18 protein-coding genes are annotated in these 20,490 nt (G+C 51.0%); 8 read left to right on the top strand and 10 right to left on the bottom strand.

The window, feature by feature from the left end:
• Positions 1 to 17: 17 nt before the first annotated feature.
• Together METTU_RS24905 and dapE are read left to right on the top strand one after the other, a co-directional pair.
• Positions 18 to 905, top strand: a complete 888-nt coding sequence (locus METTU_RS24905; RefSeq protein WP_006889682.1) for an ArsC family reductase — start codon at positions 18 to 20, stop codon at positions 903 to 905.
• Positions 906 to 1,123: 218 nt separating this feature from the next.
• A complete protein-coding gene (gene dapE, locus METTU_RS02280) occupies positions 1,124 to 2,251 on the top strand; it encodes a succinyl-diaminopimelate desuccinylase (RefSeq protein ID WP_006889681.1) in 1,128 nt (375 codons plus the stop codon).
• Between the two features lie 87 nt (positions 2,252 to 2,338).
• Here the strand turns inward: dapE and METTU_RS02275 are convergent, their stop codons facing one another.
• Positions 2,339 to 3,190, bottom strand: a complete 852-nt coding sequence (locus METTU_RS02275; protein ID WP_006889680.1) for a GNAT family N-acetyltransferase — start codon at positions 3,188 to 3,190, stop codon at positions 2,339 to 2,341.
• Positions 3,191 to 3,264: 74 nt separating this feature from the next.
• Here METTU_RS02275 and METTU_RS02270 point away from each other — a divergent pair, with 74 nt between their 5' ends.
• Positions 3,265 to 3,780, top strand: coding sequence for a DinB family protein (locus METTU_RS02270; RefSeq protein WP_006889679.1), 516 nt, complete (start codon positions 3,265 to 3,267; stop codon positions 3,778 to 3,780).
• A 124-nt stretch (positions 3,781 to 3,904) separates the two neighbouring features.
• Here METTU_RS02270 and METTU_RS02265 read toward each other — a convergent pair whose 3' ends face one another.
• Both METTU_RS02265 and METTU_RS02260 read right to left on the bottom strand, forming a co-directional pair.
• The gene (locus tag METTU_RS02265) at positions 3,905 to 5,593 is read right to left on the bottom strand and encodes an ABC transporter ATP-binding protein/permease (protein ID WP_006889678.1); all 1,689 of its coding nucleotides are present in this window, start codon (positions 5,591 to 5,593) and stop codon (positions 3,905 to 3,907) included.
• Positions 5,594 to 5,870: 277 nt separating this feature from the next.
• Positions 5,871 to 6,707: a metallophosphoesterase gene (locus METTU_RS02260; protein WP_006889677.1), complete on the bottom strand. Its 837-nt coding sequence runs from the start codon at positions 6,705 to 6,707 to the stop codon at positions 5,871 to 5,873.
• A gap of 118 nt (positions 6,708 to 6,825) precedes the next feature.
• On the opposite strand from METTU_RS02260, the gene METTU_RS02255 reads away from it, so the two are divergent.
• Together METTU_RS02255 and METTU_RS02250 are read left to right on the top strand one after the other, a co-directional pair.
• Positions 6,826 to 8,181, top strand: coding sequence for an alkaline phosphatase family protein (locus METTU_RS02255; RefSeq protein ID WP_006889676.1), 1,356 nt, complete (start codon positions 6,826 to 6,828; stop codon positions 8,179 to 8,181).
• Positions 8,182 to 8,746: 565 nt separating this feature from the next.
• A complete protein-coding gene (locus tag METTU_RS02250) occupies positions 8,747 to 9,124 on the top strand; it encodes a DUF4890 domain-containing protein (RefSeq protein ID WP_006889674.1) in 378 nt (125 codons plus the stop codon).
• Between the two features lie 17 nt (positions 9,125 to 9,141).
• On the opposite strand, the gene METTU_RS24225 is transcribed toward METTU_RS02250, so the two are convergent.
• From METTU_RS24225 to METTU_RS02235, 3 genes are all read right to left on the bottom strand, one after another.
• On the bottom strand, positions 9,142 to 9,741 hold the full coding sequence (locus METTU_RS24225) for an IS630 family transposase (RefSeq protein ID WP_050897707.1): 600 nt from the start codon (positions 9,739 to 9,741) through the stop codon (positions 9,142 to 9,144).
• Positions 9,738 to 10,211, bottom strand: a complete 474-nt coding sequence (locus METTU_RS24220) for a helix-turn-helix domain-containing protein (protein ID WP_006893918.1) — start codon at positions 10,209 to 10,211, stop codon at positions 9,738 to 9,740. The genes METTU_RS24225 and METTU_RS24220 overlap by 4 nt, the downstream gene beginning before the upstream one ends.
• 516 nt (positions 10,212 to 10,727) lie before the next feature.
• Entirely contained in the window at positions 10,728 to 14,498 is a 3,771-nt protein-coding gene (locus METTU_RS02235) for a calcium-translocating P-type ATPase, PMCA-type (protein WP_006889672.1), read from the bottom strand.
• A 333-nt stretch (positions 14,499 to 14,831) separates the two neighbouring features.
• Here METTU_RS02235 and METTU_RS02230 point away from each other — a divergent pair, with 333 nt between their 5' ends.
• A complete protein-coding gene (locus METTU_RS02230) occupies positions 14,832 to 16,016 on the top strand; it encodes a GGDEF domain-containing protein (protein ID WP_006889671.1) in 1,185 nt (394 codons plus the stop codon).
• 75 nt (positions 16,017 to 16,091) lie between these two features.
• Here METTU_RS02230 and gluQRS read toward each other — a convergent pair whose 3' ends face one another.
• Together gluQRS and dksA are read right to left on the bottom strand one after the other, a co-directional pair.
• Complete coding sequence (gluQRS, locus tag METTU_RS02225) at positions 16,092 to 16,976, bottom strand: tRNA glutamyl-Q(34) synthetase GluQRS (protein ID WP_040579550.1); 885 nt, start codon at positions 16,974 to 16,976, stop codon at positions 16,092 to 16,094.
• A gap of 20 nt (positions 16,977 to 16,996) precedes the next feature.
• Complete coding sequence (gene dksA, locus METTU_RS02220; RefSeq protein WP_006889669.1) at positions 16,997 to 17,431, bottom strand: RNA polymerase-binding protein DksA; 435 nt, start codon at positions 17,429 to 17,431, stop codon at positions 16,997 to 16,999.
• A gap of 112 nt (positions 17,432 to 17,543) precedes the next feature.
• Here dksA and METTU_RS02215 point away from each other — a divergent pair, with 112 nt between their 5' ends.
• Positions 17,544 to 18,710: a pyridoxal phosphate-dependent aminotransferase gene (locus METTU_RS02215; protein ID WP_006889668.1), complete on the top strand. Its 1,167-nt coding sequence runs from the start codon at positions 17,544 to 17,546 to the stop codon at positions 18,708 to 18,710.
• A 2-nt stretch (positions 18,711 to 18,712) separates the two neighbouring features.
• On the top strand, positions 18,713 to 19,036 hold the full coding sequence (locus METTU_RS02210) for a rhodanese-like domain-containing protein (protein WP_006889667.1): 324 nt from the start codon (positions 18,713 to 18,715) through the stop codon (positions 19,034 to 19,036).
• Positions 19,037 to 19,082: 46 nt separating this feature from the next.
• Here the strand turns inward: METTU_RS02210 and METTU_RS23485 are convergent, their stop codons facing one another.
• Together METTU_RS23485 and lpxB are read right to left on the bottom strand one after the other, a co-directional pair.
• The gene (locus METTU_RS23485; RefSeq protein WP_169624828.1) at positions 19,083 to 19,244 is read right to left on the bottom strand and encodes a hypothetical protein; all 162 of its coding nucleotides are present in this window, start codon (positions 19,242 to 19,244) and stop codon (positions 19,083 to 19,085) included.
• A gap of 63 nt (positions 19,245 to 19,307) precedes the next feature.
• A complete protein-coding gene (gene lpxB, locus METTU_RS02205; protein ID WP_254257802.1) occupies positions 19,308 to 20,456 on the bottom strand; it encodes a lipid-A-disaccharide synthase in 1,149 nt (382 codons plus the stop codon).
• Between the last annotated feature and the right edge of the window lie 34 nt (positions 20,457 to 20,490).

Raw genomic sequence — 20,490 nt, 5'->3', positions numbered from 1 at the left:
TCACTATAGAGTCAACGATGTCGATTGTCAGAATCCTGGCTATTTCCGGTAGCCTTCGCGCCGCATCGTTGAACTCTGCACTGCTAAGAGCGGTTGCCGGTTTGGCGCCTTCCGATATTTACATCGAACTGTTTACCGAGCTGGGCAATCTGCCGCTGTTCAACCCCGATCTTGAAATAACCGATTTGCCTCCGGTTGCCGATTTTCATGCCCGTCTTCTTGAAGCCGACGGCGTTATTATCGCCAGCCCGGAATACGCTCATGGCGTAACGGGAGTAATGAAGAATGCCTTGGACTGGATGGTTGGTAGCGAGGCTTTTTTCAACAAGCCGGTTGCGTTACTTAATGCGTCGCCGCGAGCCACTATCGCCCAGGCATCGCTGAAAGAGTCGCTCACCGTCATGTCTGCCCAAGTCGTTGAAGCCGCCTCAATCACCTTGCCGATTATCGGCTCCAACCTTGATGAGCTGGGGATTGCTGCACATCCTTCCATTTCAACATCAATCCGCGAGGCGTTGCGTGCCTTCCATACGGAGATTGTCAATTTGCAAAATTCAAAAACTCACACGTTGTACGGTATAAAAAACTGCGACACCGTCAAAAAAGCGCGTAACTGGCTGGATCAAAACGGCATAGCCTATCGGTTCCACGATTTTCGAAGCGACGGCTTAACCCCCGAGCTGCTACAACATTTTGCCGATCATTTGGACTGGAACAAACTGCTTAACCGCAGCAGCACCAGCTGGCGGCAACTCAGCGCCGAGCAGCAAAGCGACCTGACCCAGGAAAAGGCCCTACAACTGATGCTGACCACCCCAACCCTGATTAAACGCCCGGTTTTAGAATCCGGCGATAAACTAATGCTTGGATTTAAAGCTGAGAACTACCAAACCGAATTATTATGAGCGACACACGGAATCTTCTTAAAGACCTTAGCAGCCGTGAATCGCTAACCCAAAAAAATGCGGGGGTCCCTCGTTCCCACGCGCTGCATGGGAACGCAGTTAAGGCGCTCTGCGCCGCGAATCACGCGTAACATCCGAAAACGTAACCCATATAAACACGGGACGCAGCGCGTCCACCATAGCATTCCCACGCGGCGCGTGGGAACGAGGAATTTACTATGAGCAACATACTGGAACTTCTTAAAGACCTGATCAGCCGCGAATCGGTAACCCCACAAGATGCGGGTTGCCAGGATGTGCTGGCTGCGCGTTTAACTAAACTGGGCTTCAAGGAAGAACGCCTGGACTTTGAAGACACCCAAAACATCTGGCTTAGACGCGGCGAAGCCAAACCGCTGTTGACCTTCCTCGGCCACACCGACGTAGTGCCTACCGGCCCGCTGGAGGCCTGGGTTTCACCGCCATTTGAGCCGATGATTCGTGACGGCAAGCTTTACGGCCGCGGCGCTGCCGATATGAAAGGCGGCATCGCCTGTTTTATCACCGCCGTCGAGCGTTTTATTGCCAAGCACCCGGATCATCAGGGCTCTATCGCGGTGATGATGACCAGCGACGAAGAAGGCATCGCCACCAACGGCGTAGTTAAAGTCGTTGAAGTGCTGGAGCAGCGCAACGAAAAAATAGACTGGTGTCTGGTCGGCGAGCCGTCCAGCGACAAGAAAATCGGCGATGTGATTCGCGTCGGTCGGCGCGGTTCTTTATGCGCCAAACTGACCATTGCAGGCATACAAGGCCACGTTGCTTATCCCGAGCTTGCCGACAACCCGATACACACCTTTGCTCCGGCGTTAAAAGACCTGACCGAAGAAGTATGGGATCACGGTAATGCCTTTTTCCCGCCGACCAGCTTGCAGGTTTCCAATATCAACGCCGGAACCGGCGCGGAAAACATCATCCCCGGCAGCGTCAACGTACAGTTCAACCTGCGTTTTTGCACCGAACTGGACGAGGAAACCATCAAGCAACGCACCCGCGCGATACTGGACAAATACGATTTTAAATACGAACTGGAATGGCGCTTGTCCGGCAATCCTTTCCTGACCGAACCGGGGGCATTGATTGATGCCGCCCATGCTGCGATCAAAACCGTGACCGGCTTTGAAACCTTGGACGATACCGGCGGCGGCACCTCAGACGGACGTTTTATCGCCCCGACCGGAGCTCAGGTTATCGAGCTCGGCCCATTGAATGAAAGCATCCATAAAATCAATGAACATGTCGGCGTGGAAGACTTGGAAATTTTGTCCGATATTTATGAACAGATACTGGTAAATCTATTAGTGTAGCCTGTATGAAGTGTAACGTAATACAGGACATCGGAGTCACGAAATCCCGTATTACGCAAGCTCCATACGGGCTACTCGGTATATAACTCAACCCAGTTCAAAGGTTGTAACGCCAAAAAGCCTGTTGAGCGGCAAATCAGGAAAGACGCCGGTATACATTCTTGCTGTTTCAAAAACCAGTTTCATCTTATGATTTTCAGCTAAGGCAACCGCATCCTGATTCATTTCAGGAACATCCAAATAGATTGGTTTTCCAGGCATAACCCCGGCTTTCAACGAAACAAAAAGCGATTCCGCTAACTCAGGGCTATCGGCAAAAAGCGGTCCGATTTTATATCCCGAGCGACAGGATCTAACCATGCCATAGCCTGAAAGCTTTCCTTTTTGCATGATACCCAGTGCAACACTCTCGGGTTGATTGAGCCATGATTTTAGAAACCGGGTCCTGTTATCAGGAAAGAATGGCTGATCATAAGCTTCAACAACGTCAAAAGGCAATTCTGACAATTTAATAATTTCCGGGGTTTTAGCCGGTTCGCCGCCGCTCACCCCTTCATAGCGGATGTTCCGGTAAGCGAGTTCAAAACCTGATTTTTTATAATTGTCTTGCTGGGCAACAACGCCATCAAGCCCAACATTTCGTCCCGATAAACGTCCAAGACCGGCCTTCCATATTTGAATCCCATAGCCTTGTCCGCGATACTCCGGCTTAACGATATAACACCCGATAAAACCGAATGTCTCACCGTATTTCACAGCTGAAATCGTTGCAACCGGTTCATTATTGAGCTCCCCCACAAGAAATCCTTCCGGGTCTGCCGTATAAAAACAGTCGGCATCATACAGCCCCGGATTCCACCCCTCGGATGCAGCCCAGTCAGTGGCAATATTGATTTCATCACGAGACAGTGTTCTGATTTTGTAATTTGGTGATACCATAAAATTGCCTCGTAGGACGCGTTGCTACTTTCAAAGCTAAAAAAGCTTCAGCTTCACCAAACAGGAACCTTACCATGCTTGAACACTTGTGCTTATTAAGCCGCTACAACCAATGGATGAACGACAAACTCTACAATACCGCAGCCCAACTGCCTGCCGACGAGATTGCCAGGGATCGCGGCGCGTTTTTCGGCTCGCTTCTGGGTACCTTGAACCATATCATGGTGGCCGATATTATCTGGCTGCAACGCTTTTCCGAACATCCCGCGCAACATCCGGCGCTGGATCAGATTCGCGCAATGCCCAAACCGAAAACCTTACCTGATGACTTTACCGCGTTAAGCGCGGAACGCCGGAACGTGGACGCCACGATCATAAGCTGGTGTGAACAACTCGACGCATCCGACCTGAACCATAAGCTCGCGTACCACAACATGAAAGGCGAACCGGCGATCAAAAACTTCGCCAGCCTGATGCTGCACTTTTTTAACCACCAGACTCACCACAGAGGCCAAGCAACCACCTTGCTGTCGCAACAGGGCTTGGACGTTGGCGTCACCGATTTACTGGCGTTAGTAGCGTCGGAGTGACTTGTAACAACTAACCCAAAGTGCTGCAGGATGGATAGACCTTTGGGTAAATGTCGGCGTATAGGCGGTAAAGTTAGTCATGTAGGGAGCCCTACATGACTTCGTGATTCAAAGACAAGAGCCGTTACAATATAATCCGTCGCTGATGGAATCCCTCGGCCAGCGGTTCATTGGTAATCGTCAGTATCGCGGCATCAGGCAGTTTTTGGGCTATCAAACGCAGCATTTTCATTTCGCAGGAGGAATCAAGCGAGTCCATCGCCTCTTGCAACAATATCCACTTGGGTTGCTGCAACAGCAATCGAACCACACCCAGACGCTGTTGGTGTTCCCGGGAAAGCGCGCTGGCCCAATTATCGACGTGGTCGAGCTGCTCATGCAATTCTTCCAACCCTACCAGATCAAGCGCTTCCGTAAGCGCAGACTCGGTATATTCTATATTGGCTGACGGATAACAAATCGCTGCCCGTAAAGTTCCGGTGGGCAGATAAGGTCGTGGCGGCATAAAAAACACCGGGTCACGCGGTAACTCAATAGCCCCTTCTCCCCACGGCCAAAGACCGACTATCGCCTTAAACAACTTGGAGCCGGTAAAGGCATTACCGGTAATCAGCATGCGTTCTCCCGGCCTGATTTCGGCATTGATAGCCGATACGCACACCACGCCGTCAAGCCTGATAATACACAGATCGCAAAAACGCAAAACATCCTGTTCGGTTTTTTTCAGGTGAATACGATGCGGATCATGGAGGACGATTTCCTGCTCTAGCCGGTCGAGTCCGTTAACCAATCCCAGTACTCGTTCAACAGAAGCCCGCCACTCTGCGACGCGGGCCATATTATCGACCGGCCAGGACAACGCTCCAGCCGTTTGCTGGAATGCCTGGGCTGATTGCATCAAAGCGCCGAGCGAGATACTCCCCAGAATATAGCGGGGCGCAGACACCAGAATGGGAAATGCCATCGATAACACCGAATAGCCGGACGTAAGCATAAATAGATGCGACCAGGCCAAGGTTTGGCGTTGCCATGCATGAACAATATCCTTAAAAAGCCCAATGAAACGACGCCGTTCATTGGCTTCACCATGAACCAAAGCAACCGCCAGGGAGTTTTCTCGCGCGGTTACCAGGCCAAACCTGAAATTGGCTTCCACGGTTTGTCTGGCATCAGTCGCCATGGTATAGGGCCGGCCTAGCCACCAACCCAACGAGGAAGCGCATGCCGCATAGATGATAGCCAGCCAGACCAAATGCCCGTAAATGGGAATTTCAATGAACAACAAATCAAGCGTAACGGTGCCGGAGAGTGTCCAGAGGATTTTGGTAAAACTAATCAACACTAACGAGCAATAAACTAAGGAATGACAAAGATCGATAGCCGCTTCGGTCGCAATACGGATATCTTCAGCGATTCGTCCATCAGGATTATCATGCGTTCCCTGAATGTGCGTGACCAGATAATGGCGGCCATCGGTCATCCATTTACTGATTAAGTGATGTGTTAACCAGCTTCGCCAGTCGAGCTGCAAACGTCGCTTAACTTTAAAATGGGCAGTGGTAACCGCTATATTGGCTGCAAAAATCAGTACGATAAGGCCGATCTGCGTAAATAATCCGCTCATTGAGCGCTGTTCAAGCGCATTGAAAAGATCGGCGCTCCACACTGTGATAACCACGGCAATACCGATTTGCATCACGGTGAGCATGAATAAAGCCAGTGTCAGGCTACGAATAGTCGACTTATTTTCAGAATGCCAAAAAGGCCCCGCTAACCGAATGAATTGGATGAAAAACCCGTTTGAAAGTTGCAAAGGAAAACTCCGCGTTAGGGTGAAATAAATAACACATCAAGACGCGGCTTTTTATTTTTTCTAGTATGCCCCGTCTTTACCAACCGACAATTCTAGTGGAATTTTTCCGGTTTTCACAATTTTGTAACCTAATTAATGTCAGCCGATTGATTACTAAACCGCAAAGATACGAAAAACATGGCGTTTTTAGCTTAGATTTCTTTGTGCTTTTAAGATTTGGGGACTAACCTCAAATCGCCTACCGATTGCCGCCGTTGGCATCAAGCACAGAACATTGTTATGCCGTTAACTTTGGACTTACCAGTTCCAACACTGCGATTTCGGGGTAGCAATTGAACCTCACCGGCAAAATTGCCCAGCCGATCCCTCGACTTATAAAAAGCGGGGTTCTGGGTGTGGCGATAAGGCTGCTGGAATAAGCTTTGTTTTCTACCGGTAACCTGAGCGCGCCCAAGAAAGGTATTATCACCTGCCCGCCGTGAGTATGACCGCTCAACACCAAAGATAACGGCGTTTCAAACTCCGTATCGACCGAATCCGGGTTATGCGACAGCAGTATCCGGCAGTCGTCTCGATCCGAGCTGGAAAAAGCCTTGTCGATATTCAGCTTGTCTCCCCATAAGTCCCCTGCTCCACCAATCAAAATCCTGTCTCTACCCTTGTAGATCGCTTTGCACTGATGGCGAATGTTCTGTCCTGACCGTTCCAGCCAGCACAGGGATCGGCTGGAGTCACCCCAATGGTCATGATTGCCCAGTACCGAATACACGCCGCACCTTGCACTGAGTTTGGATAAAATAGGCCATACTTTGTCGATTTCTTCAATCGTATTCCTATTATGGACATAATCGCCGGTACATACGATGGCATCCGTGTTTAAACTGTTGGTCCGATGAACTATCTGTTCGACAAACGACGGTGAGACCAGAAAGCCCAAATGTATGTCCGTCAGGTGCGCCAGCGTAAACCCGTGAAACGACAGCGGCAGATTATCGATTGGAATCTTATACCGATTCACCTGCACGATATTTCTCTCTATGAATATCGGGTAACTCCCTGCAAAGACCAGAGCGCCGCCGGAAAGCGCTGATTTAAGAAAGGTTCTTCTGTTCATGGCAACGTCTCGACTTAAATTAATAAAGCATTGTTATAATCATGCCAAACTGTTTGATTTTCGCCGATCATTCGATTTATTCGCCTACACCATAACAAAGCAACAAAGGGAAACCATCATGAAAATCAACCACATCGCGGCCCTCCTGGCGGCGCTGGCCACATTACTGCCTGCCACAGCCCGGACTGAGCCGGTCGGCCTGAACCGCATCGAGCACATCGTCGTCATCTACCTTGAAAACCGTAGCTTTGACAGTCTGTTCGGCTTGTTTCCCGGCGCCAACGGCCTCGCCGACGCCCAGAATGCGCCGCCCCAGGTAGACGAATCCGGACGCCCTTATCAAGCATTACCTACCGTAATGGACGTCAAACACAAACCGGTCGTCCTCGACAAGCGTTTCCCCATCGATCTAGCGAACAGCCCCTTCGATATCGCCCGCTATGCGAAGCCCGACGAGAAACACCCGGATCTTACTCATCGATTCTTCATCCACCAGATGCAGATCGACGGCGGCCGCAATGATCGCTTTGCCCAACTGTCCTCCGCCGGAGGGTTGACGATGGGCCACTACGACCTGTCCGGTACGGCGCTGTGGAACTATGCCAAGGAATTCACGCTGGCCGATAACTTTTTTCAGGCGGCATTTGGCGGTTCGTTCCTGAATCATCAATGGCTGATCTGCGCCTGCACACCGACCTTCAAAGACGCCCCCGCCAACCTTCATCAATGGAAAAATGATCCGGCCACCGGCAAGCCGATCGGCGATCCTGCGCTCACCGAAGACGGTTACGCAGTCAATACCATCCAGCCGCATTTTCCGCCTTTCGATCCCGCCCATCAAAAGGATCGGCTACCGGCGCAGTATCAAACCACCATCGGCGACCGATTGTCCGAAAAAAGTATTTCCTGGGCGTGGTATGCCGGAGGCTGGGACGATGCTGCGGCCGGGCGCAAAACCGGGGACAAATTCGATTACCATCATCAACCTTTCATATATTACGCCAATTATGCACCGGACAGCCGGGCACGAGCGGAACATTTGAAGGATAGGAGCAAGCTGTTCGCCGACCTCAAGGGCAATTTCCCGCAGGTGGCGTTCTTCAAGCCGACGGGCAATAAAGACCAACATCCCGGCCATTCCAGCATCCTTGAAGCCGACCGCGAGGTCAAAGAGGTCGTTGACGCTATCCGCGACAGCGCGGCTTGGCCCAGCACCGCTATCATCATCGCTTACGACGAATACGGCGGTTTTTGGGACCACATTGCTCCGCCCAAAATCGATCGCTGGGGACCCGGCACCCGCATTCCAGCCATCATCGTTTCGCCGTTCGCGAAGAAGGGCTATGTTGACCACACGGTCTACGACACAACCTCGATTCTAAAACTGATCGAAACCCGCTTCGGCTTGGCACCACTCACCGAGAGGGACGCCAAGGCCAATGGTTTGCAGGGGGCGTTCGAATTCAACCCATAGAGTTGTATAAGCGTTGCGACCGATTGCCTGGTGGCGAATCCACCTACAATGAATCCGTCGTAGGTCGTTATCGTACAATATGCCTTGGAATGATAACTCGGGCCGGACGGTGGTTACAAACCCCGTCCCGCTTGGAAAATTCCAGACAGGGATCGGGGGAAATGACAGGGCATTCATACCAAATTACAGACTGATGTTACGCACGGGTGGTATTTCTCCCGTTTGCCGCGCCGAGCACCGGAGCTTTTATCGAGAACAGCCCGTTAGGGGCGCGGCAGGGATGCCGCGCGTCAGCAGAGGGGCAGGAGCCCCTTCTGCTGACCCTCGATAAAAGCGAGGAGCGCAGGAAGTAAGCGGTAACCGGGTCGCCTTTTCTTTGGTTACTTTCTTTTGGCGAAGCAAAAGAAAGTAACTCGCCTTCGGGTGCGACAACCCGATTCAATCAAGTGTCGCGCTAGCGACTCCTTAATCTTAAAGCGGTCGAAATTCGACTAACTGCGTAACATCAGTTACAGATTTGAGCAAACTCATACTTTTCCATAAACATCGACTATTCAGGGCCACGATGCGCACATCAAAACTGACAATTGCGTTATTTTTATCGCTATGCATTCCCATTGCAAATGCCGAAGATATGGCATATCTGCTCAACTCCACGCCGACAGAAAGAGCGGCCTCACAAACACGCTTCATGCAAAAAAAGCTGAATATATCTCAGGATGAGATTGCCAAGATACGGGAAATCAATCAGGAATACGCGGAAAAAATAGAACCCGTGTTGAAAGGATCAAGCATCGGTTTCTTTAAAATGCGTGACATCAAGGCCCTCTTGGAACAGAAAGATGATACCTTGCGCAGCGTGCTGACACCCGAACAGTTTGATGTTTACACAAATGCCAAGGACGAATTGAAGCAAGCCCTGCAACAGGACCTGAAGCATTGATTACCGCTGTTAAGTAGTTACGCAAAAGTTATTTGGAATTTTTTACCGATGTCACTCAGGATTTCCAACACCCACTTTTTCAAGTGTCCGTAACTTTGATAGGCATCGAGCGGCAACCATTCGTACTTAACTTTACGCCAGAGTATTTCGATCAGGTTCAGCTCCGGGCTGTAAGGCGGAAGAAAATGTAAGCACACACCACGTTGTTGCCAGCCCGCCAGCTTTTCTTTGAATACGCCGCTACGATGAATGGAAGCATTATCCAACACCACACAGCACGGCACTTTAGTTTCTTCGTACTTGCCTGCATACGTTTCGACAAACGCATCAAAGGCATTGACAACCGTATCCGTTGTCACCGATTGTTCGGAGCTGTGGAAAAACAGATCATTGCTGCGACTCAAAAAACCTAACACATTCATGCGCTTGCTACGATAGCAGGGTATTTGTCGGGTCTCGCCAATCCGTTGCCATCCATAGGGTACACAGGGTGTCGTGCTAAATCCGGATTCGTCAAAGTAGTAAAGCTTCAATTCCCCATCATCCTCTTGCTGTTTCAAGGCCTTCAGATATGCCTTATCACGTTGGAAATCTGCTTCATTACGCTTTCCCTTCACTGATTGCCGACAACGTTTCCAGGCATAGGCACTTTTTTTAAAATTCGTTTAAAGGTGTCAAGGCTGGCTTCCTTGCCCGTCTCCTCCAGCAATCGTGCTGCGGCGGCCTTGGGCTGGTGTGGGTTTTTGTCAATATAGCCCAGAAAAACGGCTTGTTCCTCAACCGTGAAGCGCACAGGCCTACCGCTTCGTGGACAATCGTAAAGCCCTATTAATCCCTCTGTTTCCCATTTGTCTAACCATGAGCTGACAGTCTCATGCTGGGACTCAAACAATTCGCTCAGCCGTGCAATTACATACCTTCTATTATTCAATAAGATAGCATGTGCCCGTTGTCTAACCCGGAATAATGGGTGGTTACGATAGGCTTCGGTTAACGTTACTTCCTCTTCCGGGGTCAGTTTGGCGATGAATTTCAGGTGGACTCCTAATTTTTGTCTGTTATTGCAATCGTTTCCAGTTTGACACAATAAATTTACTTCCTAATAACTTTCGCATTACTACTTACGCTATGGCTGTTCCGAATCAGAATAGCAACCCATTCCATAAGGTCTCAGGCCGGACGGCGTATACTGCCCAGTTCGAAATATTTTGCATTTTTTAAGTGTAGCCAGCCACTTAGCTCAGACATCGTAAAACGTTAGGGACGGGGTTGCAAACCCCGTCCCGCTTGGAGCGTGATTCTACCTCCTGCACGCCCCACAGGGATGTGGCAAATGTAGATATTGCCGGAGCAAATATCTGTCCATGCAATCGTAACTTCGCGAGACGGGAAGCTGGAGCTTCCCACACCGAATTCCCAGGCTGGAGCTTGGGAACTAGCGTTTAAGGGCAGTGTCGCGCTACGTCTTGTATTTACAAGGCCTGTTCGATGCATTAACCGCGACTCGCGGCGTAGCGCCCCTTGGCTGCATTCTCGGATCGAGACGGGATTGTCGCCCCATCATCTCTTAGATACGGCGACGCTTCAAATGTAACTGAAATTATCACAAGCCCCGTTCAGCTTGAGTGCGCCCCCACAGCAGCCACAGAAATTTACGCAACTCCTCAAGAACAAGGATAGACACGGCAACCCCAGCCGCCATCAGCCAATCCGTCGGCATCAATGCCGTGGTATGGAATATCCGCTGCGCGGGCGGCCAATGTATGACCAGTATCTGCAGCAGAATTACCCCGAAAATAGCCAGCCAAAGCCAGCGGTTGGCGCAAAAATGCCGGTTGAAGGTCGTGCCTTTTTCCGCTCGGGCATTGAATACGTTGAACACCTGGAACAGTACAAAGGTGGTAAACGCCAGAGTCGCGGCATGCTGACTTTCACCGGTTTTCAAGCCGTAATACAACATCCCCAAGGTGCCGACAGCCATGGTCAAGCCATAGCTGAAAAGATTACCAAAACGCCGTAACGACAGTATCCGCGCATCAGGATGTCGCGGCGCTTCGTCCATGCTGCCGGTGCGGACGGGATCGACGCCCAGCGACATGGCCGGAGGGCCGTCCATGATGATGTTGATCCACAGCAATTGCACGGCGGTAAACGGCACCGGCATGCCCAGCAGCGGGGCTCCCGCTACGGTCAGGATCGCGCCGATGTTGGTGGACAGCTGGAAGCGTACGAATTTGACCATGTTGTCGTAAATACCCCGCCCCTCTTTGACCGCTTTAACGATGGTGGCGAAATTGTCATCGGTCAATATCATCGATGCCGCTTCCCTGGCGACATCGGTGCCGGTGATGCCCATCGCGATGCCTATGTCGGCGCTCTTTAAGGCGGGCGCATCGTTGACGCCGTCGCCGGTCATCGCAACCACATGGCCGTCGGCTTTCAAGGCTTTGATGATCCGTACTTTCTGTTCCGGCGCGGTGCGGGCAAACACAGTGATCGCGTTAATACGCGCGGCCAGGGCCTCATCATCCAGTCCTGCCAATTCTTCGCCTTCGATCACTTCACCCGACAAGCCCAGTTCCTGGGCAATCGCAAAAGCCGTGACTTTCTGGTCGCCGGTAATCATCTTGACCGCGATACCGGCTTGCTGACAGAGCTTGATGGCCTCGCGTGCTTCGGCTCTTGGCGGGTCCATTAAACCGACCAACGCGACAAAGGTAAGCTCCTGAATGTACTGAAACAGGTCGCTATCCGCTTTATAGTCGTCTGCGGGCAGCGTACGAACCGCTACCCCCAACACCCGCAGACCGGTGCCCGCCATGATCTGGTTCTGGGCCAGCAGTTTGTCCTGTTGAGCCGGTAGCGAGTTGCCATTGTTATCGACTACCGAGTTACACAGCTTGAGCAAGACTTCCGGCGCGCCCTTGATAAATATTTTGACTTGGTCGCCCTGCCGATGGAAGGTCGCCATGAATTTATGCTCGGCATCAAAAGGGATTTCGGCGACGCGCGGCAGTTGCAAGACGGCCTGCTCCTTGTCGACACCGCCTTTGGCGGCAAGCACCAATAATGCGCTTTCCATCGGATCGCCGACCGCCTGCTTGCCCTGAAAATGACTGTTGTTGCATAACGCTAAGGGCAGCAACAAATCCGCTAAATCATCGACTGCACTGTCGCCGGTAGCAGGCAAAATCTCACCGGCGAGTGCATAACCCTCACCGCTGACCTTATAGCTCCGGCCTTTGTAGAAAATCGACCGTGCAGTCATCTGGTTAACGGTCAAGGTGCCGGTCTTGTCGGTGCAAATAACCGTGGTGCAACCCAAGGTTTCGACGGCGGCCAGACGTTTGACGATGGCGCGTTGACGGGCCATGCGATGCATCCCCAAAGCCAGGGTGACGGTGACTACGGCGGGTAGGCCTTCGGGAATGGCTGCCACAGCCAAAGCAATCGCGGTAAACGCGGTCTGGATCAGCGACTCTCCGCGGTACAAGGCGGTTATAAACAATACCCCGATAATCACAACGGCAATCAAGGCCAGACGTTTACCGAGACTGTCGAGCTGTATTTGCAACGGTGTCTCGCCGTCTTCTGCTCCCGCCAACAGCCCCGCCAGTTTGCCGATCTCGGTGTCCATGCCGGTCGCGGTCACCACCATTTCCGCGCGCCCGCGGGTGACGGCATTATTCATGTAAAGCATGTTGCTACGCTCGGCGAGCGGCATTGTTGCCGGCTCGAATGCCTGATGCTGTTTGGCAACGGGCACCGACTCGCCGGTCAGCGCGGACTCGTCGACTTCCAGCGTCTGGCAGGAAATAATGCGGCCGTCTGCGGGAATCTTGTCGCCCGGCTCCAGAATGACGATATCCCCCGGCACCAGCTGGTCGGCAGGCAGTTGAACGATGTGACCGTCACGGCGCACCTCGGCCTGCAATGCGAGCATATTCTTAAGCGCCGCCAGCGATTTTTCGGCCTGAAACTCCTGATAGAATCCCAACAGCGCGTTAATGCTCACAACCGCCAGAATCACTATGCCGTCTGCTAAATCGCCGATAATGGCGGCCAAGACCGCCGCGACAAGCAGCACCAGGATAAGAAAGCTTTTAAACTGGGCTAACAGTAAATGCCAGGCGGGACGCGGCGGTTTTTCGGTCAGCCGGTTGGGGCCGTAGCGGTTCAACCGATCTTCAGCGGCTTTTTGGCTCAAGCCGGTAGCTGAATCCGAAGCCTGCGCCGAAAGCGTTTCCTCGATCGACAGGGTGTGCCAGTCGGTCTGCAGTTTTCGGTCTGCCGAAGGCGCCGATTCGTGTGTCTGTTCTTCATGCTGTTGCAGCTTCAGCCAGGCTTGCCACACAGAGAGCAGGACGGCCAGAATCACCGGACCTAAAAACAGGCCGATAGCGCCGAAAGCCGAGAGTCCGCCAAGTACACCGAACAACACCACCAGAAATGGTATCCGACCCGCGCCGCTGATGACCAATGGCCGGATCACATTATCCACCGTACTCACCACCAGAAAACCCCAGAGCAACAGCCCTATGCCTTGCCAGGTTTGCTCCGTCAGCACCAGCACGATGCCTACCGGCATCCACACCAGTGTGGCTCCCATCGGAACCAGCGCTAACAGCGCGGTCACCGCACCCAACAGTACCGGCGCTTGAACACCGGCAACCGCATAGCCCAATCCGGCCAGCATGCCCTGCCCCAGCGCGGCCAACACCAAGCCGTAAACCACGGCTCGGGTCGTGTGCCCGGCGGCTTCCAGATACACGTCCTGATATTTTCCCAGAAACCGTACCAGGCCTTGATGCAACTGCCTAACCGCCTCGTCACCGTCGCGGAAACAAAAAAACACCGTCACCAGGATAACGCCCAATTTCATAATGTAGCGGCCGATACCGCCGAGGAATTTGGCGAATTCGCCCGACCACTGTTGCGCCCAGTCCGCAAATTGCGCTATCACCGCCGCTCGGTCATCGGTCAACCGCTCCAGCCATTCCTGCGCGGTGCTGCCCAACCAGGGAATGCGGCTGATAAAATCCGGCAGGCGGTAAGTATTCTGACCAAAGTCGCTCACCAGGGTTTGATAAGCGGTTTTCAACTCATCTTGCAACATGGCAACCAGCCAGTAGACTGTCAGAAAGAGCACCGCCGCAATAATCGTCGTCATAACCGCCGCACTGAGCGTGGCATCGCCTTTGAGTTGCTGCCTTAAATAACGGTAAGGCGGCCATACGACATAGGCGATAATCAGCGCCCAGGCCAGGGTGAGCAAAAACTCACGCAGCACCATAAAGCCCAACAATAAAAGACAGGCAAGTAGAATGCCGGGAATGAGCTGCCGTATCGGTGTATTACCTAGATAATCATTCATGTCCGCGACTCAAAAAAGTAAAAGTAATATATCAACCCGCTGTTCAATCAACATTGTAAGCTATAGCCGTTTAATTATCAGCAATGTGCAGGATGCGCTTTATCCTGACGTATTGTAAGTATTCTGCTCTATCATTATGGTTCGTCTGCTATATAATGAAATCGACGCATAGACGACAAGCCGACTGCCGGCAGGATATGCTAAACCGCATCGCCACGCCCGATAGCAATCGGTAACATTTACCGGAAATACGCAACACCTTGTAACATAAGCTGTAATTAGGAATATTGTGCATATTCAACTTAAGATTTTCGCCCACTATCGGATGACGCAATGAATCTCGACTCTCGCACGATGATGGTGATGATGTCCGCGTTGATCTTGCTGTTTTCCGGCCTGCTGACATTGGCGGGATTGCATGCCGGTAACACCCGCGGCGTGCAGCACTGGGCATTGGGCGGTCTATGCATAGGGCTGGGTCTGGGCTTTTCCTATCCCCAGCAGGAATTACCGGGCAGCTCTTGGGTTCTGGTACTCGGCGCTACCTTGGCGGCAACAGGGATAGGCTTGCAATTCAACGGCATCCAGGCTTTCAAGACCGGGCTCTGCAACAAGTACATTCCGTGGTTGCTGGCCGGACTGGTGTTTATTCAAAGCATCTGGTTCGTTATCCTCCATCCTGATATTCATTCCCGCGTTGTCGCCAATTCGTTGGTGTTTGCCTTATGTAATGCGGCCTGCGCCCGTGCCTTGTTCATCCGTATAGAACAACCGTTGCGGACTGCGTATTGGTTTACCGGTGGATCATTCGCGGTAGTTGCGATGATGTTACTGCTTAGAGCGGCCATCGTTTTTCTTTCTCCGGCCAATACTTATGGCCTTTTTTCGCAAGCTCCCATTAATCCGGCGACTTTTTTTATTGGCAGCATGGCGCAAATGTGCCTGGCCTTCGGGTTCGTGCTGATGCTGAATTACCGACTTTCTGCGGATCTTCAAAAACTGGCATTAAGCGATGCGCTGACCGGAGCGCTGAACCGACGTAGCCTGGAACAGGAGGCTGCCCGCCTGTCGGCACGATGTACCCGTACCGGAGATGCGCTGGCAATCATGATGATCGATGTCGACCATTTCAAGTCCATCAATGACCGTTACGGTCATCCGGTGGGGGATGAGGTATTGAGGCGTCTGGCTGCGGTGGCGCAAAAAACCATTCGTAGCGACGACTACTTCGCCCGCTACGGAGGTGAAGAATTCTGTATTCTACTGCCCTCCACCATCGAAAAAGATGCCTGGACATTGGCTGATCGCCTGCGTCAAAACTATGCGGCACTGATAATGGAATTCGGTGGCGACGTCCTGCGCAGTACCATCAGCATCGGGGTGTCCGATTCAATACATGCCGGACTGGAGTTTAGCTCGCTGGTAGCCGCCGCCGATCAGGCGATGTACCGCGCCAAGCAGGAAGGCCGCAATCGGGTAGTAATGCATTCATTCTGCTTAAGTCAGGTTAATATCTAGCCGCCAAGCGGGCAGGCTTTTTCCATTTTCGGCTTATTTAACTGCAATTCCTCAAGCTTCGTAGCTATTGTTCAGCTAATAGTCGCAACTAACGGCATGCGCATTTTTCAACAAAACCGGATTCCAATGTTCAACCGCCCAGCCAAGTAACTCGGTTACCGGGGCTTCTTGCAGTTCAACCGGCGGATTTTGCTTTAATAAAACCAGCAGCTCAAAAATAACACGGTCAGGCGACGTTAAGTCAACCGCCATTGCCTGCGTTTGTTTGCTGAGCTTATAACCTTGCTGGTCAACAATAACAGGGACATGCATATAGCGGGGAGTAATAAGACCCAGCAACTGTTGCAGGTAAATCTGTTTAGGTGTTGCATCCAGCAAATCAAAGCCGCGGACAATATGATTAACGTGTTGCAAGTCATCATCAATCACCACGGCAAATTGATAGGCAATAATCCGGTCTTTGCGCTTCACGATAAAATCGCCGTCCTGCGTGGCGAGGTTATGGGAAATCAGGCCTTGCAGTTCATCCTGAAAGGTAATGATGCGGTTATCGGTTTTAATGCGCAGTGCATGAGGACCGTCAGGAAGGGTTTGCCGGTCTCGGCAAATGCCGGGGTATATATCGGGCTGTGATTGCCCTCTATCGCTGGCCGTCAGTGTTTTTCTGCTGCATGTGCAGGGGTAGATCAGTTGGTTTTTTTGCAGGTCGTTGAAGACATCGTTATAAACATCGATATGTCGGCTTTGATAATAAACCTCGCCGTCCCAATGCAGGCCAAAAGCCTCCAGGGTTTTTAATAGGGTATCGGCCGAGCCTTTTACGTTTCTGGGGGTGTCGAGGTCATCAATGCGTAGCAGCCACAGACCTTGTTGTGAGCGGGCTTGAAGAAAACCGGCAAGCGCCGTGTAGAGTGAACCGAGGTGTAAAGGGCCGGTGGGCGAGGGTGCAAACCGGCCGATGGTGGGTTGTTTATCCAGAATTAACCCATTTGTTTTTCACGAATTTCATCAAGTGTTTTGCAGTCGATGCACAGACTGGCAGTGGGTCTCGCTTCCAGACGGCGTATGCCTATTTCAATGCCGCAAGACTCACAAAAACCATAATCCCCTGATTCAATTTCTTTAAGGGATTCATCAATTTTCTTGATCAGCCGTCGTTCACGATCACGAGTTCTTAATTCCAGACTGAATTCTGACTCCTGAGACGCTCGGTCATTAGGATCAGGAAAATTAGATGCGTCATCCTGCATGTGATGCACAGTGCGATCTACTTCGTGCATTAATTCGCCTTTCCAGTTTTTAAGAATAGTCTCAAAATGCTCCAATTGATCGGCATTCATGTATTCTTCGCCTTCTTTTTCTTGATAAGGCTTAAAACTGAAAGGTGATGCGCCAGTTTTAGAACTATCGGTCATCCATTAACTCCTAAGACAAGATTAAATAAAACCGCGCATTTTTAGCAGAATAGCAACCGGATAGCAAGGTTTATTGGTATGATCTACCGCTTTTGTGATTAGTGTCGATATTATGAGCGTACGACTGGCAAAGCGGACTCAGGGAATTTCACCCTTTTATGTGATGGAGCTACTGCGCCGCGCAAAACAATTGGAGGCGCAGGGCAAGGATGTCATTCACATGGAAATCGGCGAACCTGATTTTGCTACGCCGCAGACCATTGTTGAAGCGGGCATTAGACAACTTAAAACCGGCGAAGTGAAATATACCCCGGCAGCGGGATTGCCGGAGCTGCGCGAAAAAATAGCCGAATTTTATCAAACGCGTTATTCGGTGATGGTGGACAAAAAACGCATTTTTGTAACGCCTGGAGCCTCTGGGGCGTTTTTATTAGCCCTTGGGGCCAGCCTTAATCCAGCGGAAGAACTGCTGATGGCGGACCCCTGTTATCCCTGTAACAGCAACTTTGTTAAGTTGTTTGACGGTAAAGCCAGAACCGTTCCGGTCGATGCCACAAGTCGCTATCAGCTGACCGCCGCGCGCATCAAACAGCATTGGACTAAAGCCACTAAAGGCGCGTTGATTGCCTCGCCGTCAAATCCTACCGGCACTGTCATCGCCTCGGATCAATTAAAACAAGCCATTCACACCGTTAATGAGTTAGGCGGCTGCTTTTATTCCGATGAGATTTATCACGGGCTGGTTTATGGTGAAAACGCGACGACTGCGCTCGCCTTTAGCGACAATGTATTTGTTATCAATAGCTTTTCCAAGTATTTCGGCATGACCGGCTGGCGCGTCGGCTGGTTGATAGTACCTGAGGAATTTATCGATGCCACCGAAAAGCTGGCGCAGAATATATTTATCGCCACGGCAACCCATTCGCAATATGCCGCATTAGCCGCATTTGATGAGGACACGCTGGCCGAGCTTGAACGCAGACGTACCGAATTTGAAGCCAGACGTGACTTCCTTTATGAGGCATTGTTGCGCCTGGGCTTTGAAATCCCCATCAAACCGGATGGTGCATTCTATATTTATGCCAACTGTTCCAAATTTACCGCTGACAGCTATCAATTCGCCCTGGATTTGCTGGAAGCTGAAGGCGTCGCAATAACACCGGGAAAGGATTTTGGGACAAATGAGGCCAATCACTATATCCGCTTTGCTTATACGACATCCATAGATAGAATGGCCATTGCCATGCAACGTTTAGAAAAATTTATTAACAAAGGTTAACCATGTCCATAAAACAAGTATCAGCAACGGAATTAAAAACCAGAATTCAAAATGAACCGCATCTATTTTTGCTGGATGTCAGGGAACCTAATGAGTTTCAATATGCCAGCATAGAAAACAGTGTGTTAATTCCGCTTAATCAGATTCCGGAAAGACTAAGTGAGCTAGACCCGCAACAAGAAATGGTAGTCATTTGCCATCATGGCGTGCGTAGTTCACAAGCCTGCATGTATCTTGTTCATTCAGGGTTTACGAATGTTTCAAATTTAACGGGCGGGATCGATGCCTGGTCTTCCGATTGCGATAATTCGGTGCCGCGATATTAAGAAATGGCATCATCAGGCGGCAAACCCGCCTGATGCGATTAGACTCTTATTTAAAACCGTCTTGTTTAAATTTCTCCAGCTGTTTCTTAAAACCTTTCCTGTCAAACAGATAGTATAAAAACACCAGTAAAAACGGCCAAAGCATATAGCCCAGCAGTTTAAATACAGTTCCAATGTCCATAGCTGCCCCTTGTGCTGTTTTGTACATTTGATTCTTTATAACTTTATAGCGCCGGTTGATCGACGCCGCTTAAATTTTCCGTTCCGATATTTAACTTCCGCCATCCGGCCGAGTTAACAGCATTTCCAATGCCAGCTGCGCCATGTTTCTTGAACCGCCGCCCTGCCCTAACTGCTGTTTAACCTGGATCAGGTTTTCGCGCATTTCATCGGCGTAAGCTTTATCAGTCAAAATCCGAATAACTTCTGTCGCCAGGTTATCGGCTGTCGCATCGTGCTGAATCAGTTCTTTTATGACGCTTTTGCCTGACACAATATTCGGCAGGCCTATAAACGGCGTATTGACCAGCCACTTGCCCAACCAATAGGTTAACGGTGAAAGCTTGTAGGCGATGACCATGGGTACGGTTAACAAGGCGATTTCCAACGTTGCGGTGCCTGAGGTGGTCATCACCGCGTCACAGCATTGAATCACATCATAAGGCTGATTTTTTATTATTGTGATGGCAAGCGGCGACTGGCTGGTGTAGCTTTCAAGCAATGCATCGCTGATTGAATCGGCTTGCGGCAAAATAAACTGACACTCCGGCAAACCGGCCTGCACTGTTTCGGCGGCGGCCAACATGACCGGCAACATGCGTTTGATTTCGTTGACACGACTGCCGGGCAACAAGCCGACAATCGGTTTTTTTTTATCCAGCCCGAAACGGGTTAGATCTTCATCTTTGCTGTATTGGGCGTGGACTTTATCTACCGAAGGATGCCCCACATAGCGTACCGGCACTTTTTCGGCGTCGTAATAAGCGGTCTCAAACGGGAATATCACCGCCATCATGTCGATGACTTTACCGTAAGCTTTTACCCGTCCAGGCCGCCATGCCCAAACTTGAGGACTGACGTAAAACAGAACCTTAATGCCCTGCTGTTTGGCGTAACGCGCCAGTTTAAAGTTGAACTCCTTGTAGTCTACGCAAACCAGCAAGTCGGGGCGCTCGGTTGCTACCAACTCTTGCATCAGTGTTAACGCACGGCGGATTTCGGCATAATGCTTGATGACTTCAACCACGCCGATAACGGCGATATTGGCCGAATCGTAACGAATATCGATGCCCGCCTGAGCCATTTTTGCGCCGCCCATGCCGATGCCTTTAATGTCCGGCTGCTGTTTTTTCAGCTCAAGGAACATATTGGCGGCGTGCTGGTCGCCGGATGATTCTCCGGCACTGAATAGGATTTTCAAGGGTTTATGTTGCAAGGTTTCAAGACTCAAAGTA

Source organism: Methylobacter tundripaludum SV96, assembly GCF_000190755.2.
In the GTDB taxonomy this organism is placed as follows: Bacteria; Pseudomonadota; Gammaproteobacteria; order Methylococcales; family Methylomonadaceae; genus Methylobacter_A; species Methylobacter_A tundripaludum.
This window is presented reverse-complemented; position numbering and strand designations above follow the sequence as displayed.

What these genes read in the sequence shown, in the direction of transcription:
- METTU_RS24905 (WP_006889682.1), top strand. Translation starts at nt 18, where the DNA reads ATGTCGATTGTCAGAATCCTGGCTATTTCCGGTAGCCTTCGCGCCGCA.
- dapE (WP_006889681.1), top strand. Translation starts at nt 1,124, where the DNA reads ATGAGCAACATACTGGAACTTCTTAAAGACCTGATCAGCCGCGAATCG.
- METTU_RS02275 (WP_006889680.1), bottom strand. Translation starts at nt 3,190, where the DNA reads ATGGTATCACCAAATTACAAAATCAGAACACTGTCTCGTGATGAAATC.
- METTU_RS02270 (WP_006889679.1), top strand. Translation starts at nt 3,265, where the DNA reads ATGCTTGAACACTTGTGCTTATTAAGCCGCTACAACCAATGGATGAAC.
- METTU_RS02260 (WP_006889677.1), bottom strand. Translation starts at nt 6,707, where the DNA reads ATGAACAGAAGAACCTTTCTTAAATCAGCGCTTTCCGGCGGCGCTCTG.
- METTU_RS02255 (WP_006889676.1), top strand. Translation starts at nt 6,826, where the DNA reads ATGAAAATCAACCACATCGCGGCCCTCCTGGCGGCGCTGGCCACATTA.
- METTU_RS02250 (WP_006889674.1), top strand. Translation starts at nt 8,747, where the DNA reads ATGCGCACATCAAAACTGACAATTGCGTTATTTTTATCGCTATGCATT.
- METTU_RS02235 (WP_006889672.1), bottom strand. Translation starts at nt 14,498, where the DNA reads ATGAATGATTATCTAGGTAATACACCGATACGGCAGCTCATTCCCGGC.
- METTU_RS02230 (WP_006889671.1), top strand. Translation starts at nt 14,832, where the DNA reads ATGAATCTCGACTCTCGCACGATGATGGTGATGATGTCCGCGTTGATC.
- dksA (WP_006889669.1), bottom strand. Translation starts at nt 17,431, where the DNA reads ATGACCGATAGTTCTAAAACTGGCGCATCACCTTTCAGTTTTAAGCCT.
- METTU_RS02215 (WP_006889668.1), top strand. Translation starts at nt 17,544, where the DNA reads ATGAGCGTACGACTGGCAAAGCGGACTCAGGGAATTTCACCCTTTTAT.
- METTU_RS02210 (WP_006889667.1), top strand. Translation starts at nt 18,713, where the DNA reads ATGTCCATAAAACAAGTATCAGCAACGGAATTAAAAACCAGAATTCAA.
- METTU_RS23485 (WP_169624828.1), bottom strand. Translation starts at nt 19,244, where the DNA reads ATGTACAAAACAGCACAAGGGGCAGCTATGGACATTGGAACTGTATTT.